Raw genomic sequence first — 5,197 nt, 5'->3', positions numbered from 1 at the left:
CCCCACAACGGCGCGGGCTGGCATTCGACCGCCACCTGCGGCACCTTCGGCGCCGCCGCGGCGGCCGCGCGCGTGCTCGGGCTGGATGCCGTGCAGACCGGCGCGGCGCTCGGCCATGCCGCGAGCTTCAGCGGCGGCCTGTGGGCCTTCATCCACGATGCCTCGCAGACCAAGCGCCYGCACGCCGGCCGCGCGGCCGAAGGCGGGCTGAGCGCCGCATTGCTGGCCGGGCAGGGCATCGGCGGCCCGACACAGGTGTTCGACGACGTCTGGGGCGGCTTCTTCAACGCCTTCGCACCGCAATCGCGCGAGCCCGCGGCCCTGCTGGCCGGCTGCGGCGAGGCCTGGAAGCTGATGCGCTGCTCGATCAAGCCGCATGCGTCGTGCCGCAGCACCCATTCGACGATCGATGCGGTGCTGCACCTGATGGCGGCCCACCCGGGCCTCGCGCAGCAGGTGCGCCGCATCGACGTGCGGCTGAGCGGCTTCGTGATGGGCATGTGCGGCGGGCGCGACCTCGGCTCGCTGTCGGCGGCGCAGATGAGCCTGCCGTATGCGGTGGCGGTCGCCTGGGTGTTCGGCGACGCCGGCCTGTCGCGCTACCTCGCGCCGGTGCGCGGCGATGCGCGGCTGGCGGCGGCGATGTCGCTGGTGCACCTGCAGGTCGATCCCGCGATGGCGGAGCTCGACGAACCGCAGGTCACGATCACGACCGAAGACGGGCTGGCGGTGTCGCACACGGTGCCGGTCGCGCTCGGCGCGCCGGGCAACCCGCTGCCGGCCGACGCGCTGCGCGCGAAGTTCGATGCGCTGGCGGCCGTCGCGTTGCCGCGCCCCCAGGCCGATGCACTGGCCGATGCAGTGCTGCACCTCGACGAACTCGCCGATGCGCAGGCCCTGCTGCCGCTGCTGGCCGGCCATTCCGCACGACACCCGTTGATCTCATGAACCCCACCGAACCGCTGCCGCCCGCGCCCGAGGGCATCGACGCCGCCGAATGGGCCATCCGCTGCGAACTCGCGGCGCTGTACCGCCTGGTCGCGCATTTCCGGATGACGGACCTGATCGACACGCACATCAGCGCACGCGTGCCGGGCGCGCAGCCGCACTTCCTGATCAACCGCTACGGGCTGCTGTTCGACGAGATGCGGGCTTCGGACCTGGTGAAGGTCGACCTCGACGGCCGGGTGGTCGATGCCCGCGCGGCCGGCCGCCAGGACGAGGCCCGCTTTCGCGTCAACCGCGCCGGCTTCACGATCCATTCGGCGGTGCACGGCGCGCGCGCCGACCTGCATTGCGTGATCCACACGCACACCACCGCCGGCGGCGCGGTGTCGGCGCAGCAGGGCGGGCTGCTGCCGATCAGCCAGCATGCGCTGCGCTTCCACGGCCGGCTGGCGTACCACGACTACGAAGGCATCGCGCTCGGGCTCGACGAGCGCGCGCGGCTGGTCGCCGACCTCGGCCTGCACAACGCGATGCTGCTGCGCAACCACGGCGTGCTGGTCGGCGGCCGCACGGTGGCGCATGCGTTCCAGGAGCTGTGGTTCCTGGAGCGGGCCTGCCAGATCCAGGTCGCGGCGCTGTCAGGCGGGGTGCCGCTGCGCGTGCCGCCGGCCGCGGTGCAGGCCTTGACGGCGGCGCAGTTCGAGGATGACGACGCCAGCGGGATCGTCCAGCTCACGTGGACGGCGGCCTGCAGGTTGATTGCCGGCCAGGCGGCGGACTACCGATCGTGACGGACCGATCAGAACGGTTCGAGGCGCCGGATCTGCTGCACCAGCGTGTCCAGCGCCGGGTGGCGTTGCTCGTACAGCGCCAGCCAGGGGGCGAGTTCGTCGGCGCTGAGCGGGCCGGTGAGCGGGGCCAGCTCGCCGGGCAGCGCAGCCAGCGCGCCGTCGAGGGCCTGCACATCCGCCGTGGCCCATGAGTGCGCGATGCGGCCCGCCAGCAGCGGCCGCGCCGCCTGGGCCCGTTCGAGGTAGTTCGACAGTTCCGGCATCGCATCGCCGCCGACCTCGTCGTCCATCGCCAGCGCCTCGGTGAAGGTCGGACCGTCGTAGCCGGCCGCTGGGTTCTCGTCGGCCGCGGGCCCGGCACCGAAGCCCGCCACGCCATCGAGGGCCGACCAGTCGAAGCTGGCCGCATCGAGGTTCAGCATCTGCTGCGCATCGGCCGCATTCGCGGCGAGCTGCTCCGGCGCGAGTGCCGGCGCGTCGCTGCTCGCCAGCCCCGCCATCGTGCGCATGAAGCCGAACTCGGCCAGCGTGTGCGCGTGCAGGTACAGGTGCTCGAAGGCGTCGCGTTCCATGGCTCAGCCTATGAGCGCACCGGCCAGCGCGGTGGCGCCGCCGATCAGCAGCGGCAGCGGCGTGCCGCGGCCGACGCTCTGCAGCGCGTTCACCGCGATCGGCCGCAGCACGCTGAACATCGCGTTCAGGATCGCGCGGATCACGGTCGCGGTGAGCTGCGCCGCGTTCGAGACCACCACCCGCGCCCAGCGGGCGGCCTGCAGGATGCAGTCCATCAGCTGCGAATTCATCTCGGCGATCTTCGTCATGTTGGAGGCCAGCACCACGCAGAACAGGTCGATGCCGGTCAGCCCGGCGATCGTCACGAAGCCGAGCTGCTTCAGCAGGTGCGAGAAGGCCTTCATCAGGTAGCTCAGGCCCTGCGCGGCGCGCTGCGTGAGCCAGCCGGGGTTGTCGGAGCTGCGCAGCAGCCAGCGCGCGAGCACCGCGTTGTCGCGCTCGACCGCGCCGCCGAGCCCGCGCACCGCCTGCCAGTTCATCTCGGTGCCGCCGACGCTGCGCACGTACTCGGTCATGTCGTGGTTGGCCACGCTGAGCAGCTGGCCGGTGGGCGACACCAGCATCATGTTGTTCGCGTCGTCCGGCTGGCCGTTCAGGTGGCCGTAGGGGTACGGGCCGACCATCGTCACCGGGTCGAGGTCGTGCGAGACGCGGAAGATGTTGTGCTTGCCGAGCGATTGCTCCATCGCGCTCTGCGCGCCGAGCGCGCCGACGCGCGGGCAGCCGAAGGTGTAGAGCTTCACCGCCTTGCCGCGCGACGAGAAATGCGCCGCCACCAGCGTCGCGACCGCGCCGCCCAGGCTGTGCCCCACGCAGTGCACCACGTCGGCATCCATGATCCGCCGGTCGTCGCGGGCCAGGCCGATCTTCACGCTGTCGAAGGTGTTGCGAAAGCCCTGGTGCACCAGGCCGAAGTCGCCGAAGCCGGTCATCGACGCGCGCAGGTCGGTCAGCAGGTCGGCCTTGGAGTGCTCGGCGCGCGTGCCGCGCGTCGCGATGACGACCTGCTTGCTGCCGGCGCGGTTGAAGCTCAGCACATAGCCGAAGCCGGTGGTGACGCCTGCGGTGGAGCCGGCGAACACCCGGTCGAGGTGGGCGCCGCCGAGCTCGGTGGGCTTCAGCGAGGTGTTGGCGCCGCCGCCCTGGGCCGCGGCGCCGAGCCCGTCGCCGGTGACCATCTTGCGCACGTTGGCGCGCGTCTCCATGCCGATGGTCGGCTGGCCGCTGATCCAGTCCTTCAGCGTGAAGTACGCGTTGTGCGCGATGTACGAAGCCTCTTGCGGCGTCAGGTATTCATTGATCGGTGTCGACATGGTGGTCCGATGCGGTGGTGCGTGTCAGGGGTGCGTCAAGGGTGCGTCAGAGCGCGCGGGCGAGGTCGAGCGACCAGACGGCTTCGCGCGGCGGCGAGGCCCGGTCGTCGGCGGTCTGCAACCAGAGCTTGCTGCCGGAGAGGCCCCAGCGCCGCACGCTGCCGTCGTCGAGGCCGAGCTTCACGAGTTCCAGGCCGTCGCGGTGGCGCGGCGAGAACAGCACCAGGTGCTCGTAGTGGTTCACGTAGCGCTGCGGGCCGAGCCGCTCCTTCTCGGTCTGGTAGCGCACCAGCAGCGCGTCGGGGCGCAGTTGCAGGCTGTCGATGAACCGGAAGGGCAGGCCGCGCGACCAGTCGGGCTCGACGTTGCCGAAGCTGCGCACGCGGTCGGCCTCGGCGTCGTAGATGAACAGGCCGTCGGTGGCCTGCGGGCGGTGGTACTTCAGCTGGATCAGCACCTGCCGGCCCGGCAGCGCGAGCACCGTCTCGGCGCTGTACATCAGCCACTTGGCCTGCGCCGGATCGAACGCGGCGCCGCGCTGCTTGTCGAAGCGGCGCGCATCGCGGGCATCGAGCTGCCACAGCTGGGTGCGGCGCTCGGGCTCGTAGGTGTTGACGACGGCCAGGCCGTCGATCACGAAGGCCTCGGCCGCCGGGTGCTCCGCGCGCGCGGCCGCGAGCGTGCCGGCCGGCGGCAGTCCGCCGTCGATGCTGACGTTGCGCACCTGCGGGTACGCCGCCGCCGGGGCCGCCGGCAGCGAGGCGGGCCAGGCTGATTCGCGCACCAGCGATGCGCCCAGCTGCGGGCTGACGGTCGACGTCAGCTTGCTCTTGAACAGGCCGAAGATCATGCCGTTGCCGCCTTCGTTGGATTGGGCCGGCCCGCAACCGGCGAATGCACCCGCCAGCACCAGCAGGCCGATGCCGGCCCGGTGGGCGGCAGTCGACCGTCGCGGCGGGCGGGGTTTGTCTCGTCGTGCGGGCATCGGGCCATTATTGCGGCCGGGTCGCGCTGCGGCGTTCGACCAAAGTCACCCCGGCGGGCCACCGCGGTGCCGACCCCCCCAAGTTCGAGGGATGCTGGCGAGCCTGTCAGACAGCCGGCGCGGGCGTCGGCCTGACGTTCGCRGCCCCGAATCGGTCGATCGTCGGATGCCAGCCCACGGGATGCATCGCCGTGGGCACGATCGCGGCCTGTCAACGCTCGAAGGATCTCGCATGAAGACAGGGTTCTGGATCGCGTTCGCCGCTGTGTTCGCGGTGCTCGTTGYCGCGTGGTTCGTCGTCACGCAGCCCGGCGTGATGTCGATCGTGTCGCAACCGCCTCCGGTCGACGCCGACCGCCTGAAGGCGCATGTGCGTCGCCTCTCGGTCGACCTGCATCCGCGCGTGGCCGGGGCGTCGGGGCGGCTCGATGCCGCGGCGGCGTACGTGGCCGATGAGCTGCGTGCCTGCGGCGCGGTGGTGAGCGTGCAGGAGTTCGCCGTGGGCGCGGCCCGGCATCGCAACCTGGTGGCCCGCTTCGGCCCGGCAGACGGCGCCCCGCTCGTGATCGGCGCGCACTACGACTCGC

Annotated in this window: 6 protein-coding genes; 3 read left to right on the top strand and 3 right to left on the bottom strand. The window is 71.9% G+C overall.

Translation table 11 applies throughout. The annotated features are described in order from the left end of the window. Both AC1D1T_RS29810 and AC1D1T_RS29805 read left to right on the top strand, forming a co-directional pair. Positions 1–948 (top strand): MmgE/PrpD family protein (locus tag AC1D1T_RS29810; RefSeq protein WP_477993067.1); only part of this gene is annotated, 948 nt, incomplete at its 5' end. Then, complete coding sequence (locus AC1D1T_RS29805) at positions 945–1,739, top strand: class II aldolase/adducin family protein (protein ID WP_477993065.1); 795 nt, start codon at positions 945–947, stop codon at positions 1,737–1,739. The genes AC1D1T_RS29810 and AC1D1T_RS29805, both read left to right, overlap by 4 nt. A gap of 8 nt (positions 1,740–1,747) precedes the next feature. On the opposite strand, the gene AC1D1T_RS29800 is transcribed toward AC1D1T_RS29805, so the two are convergent. The 3 genes from AC1D1T_RS29800 to AC1D1T_RS29790 are packed head-to-tail and all read right to left on the bottom strand — an operon-like array spanning position 1,748 to position 4,610. After that, positions 1,748–2,311 (bottom strand): hypothetical protein, encoded by a 564-nt coding sequence (locus AC1D1T_RS29800; protein ID WP_477828929.1) that lies wholly within the window; start codon positions 2,309–2,311, stop codon positions 1,748–1,750. A gap of 3 nt (positions 2,312–2,314) precedes the next feature. Next, positions 2,315–3,625: a lipase family protein gene (locus AC1D1T_RS29795; protein ID WP_052211432.1), complete on the bottom strand. Its 1,311-nt coding sequence runs from the start codon at positions 3,623–3,625 to the stop codon at positions 2,315–2,317. 46 nt (positions 3,626–3,671) lie between these two features. After that, on the bottom strand, positions 3,672–4,610 hold the full coding sequence (locus tag AC1D1T_RS29790; RefSeq protein ID WP_477993062.1) for a hypothetical protein: 939 nt from the start codon (positions 4,608–4,610) through the stop codon (positions 3,672–3,674). 232 nt (positions 4,611–4,842) lie between these two features. Here AC1D1T_RS29790 and AC1D1T_RS29785 point away from each other — a divergent pair. Beyond that, positions 4,843–5,197 (top strand): zinc-binding metallopeptidase family protein (locus AC1D1T_RS29785; RefSeq protein WP_477993060.1); only part of this gene is annotated, 355 nt, incomplete at its 3' end.

It is taken from the genome of Rhizobacter sp. P2_H3, from assembly GCF_056403355.1.
Note: the sequence above shows the minus strand (reverse complement) of the source record. Positions and strands in the feature narration are given on the sequence as shown.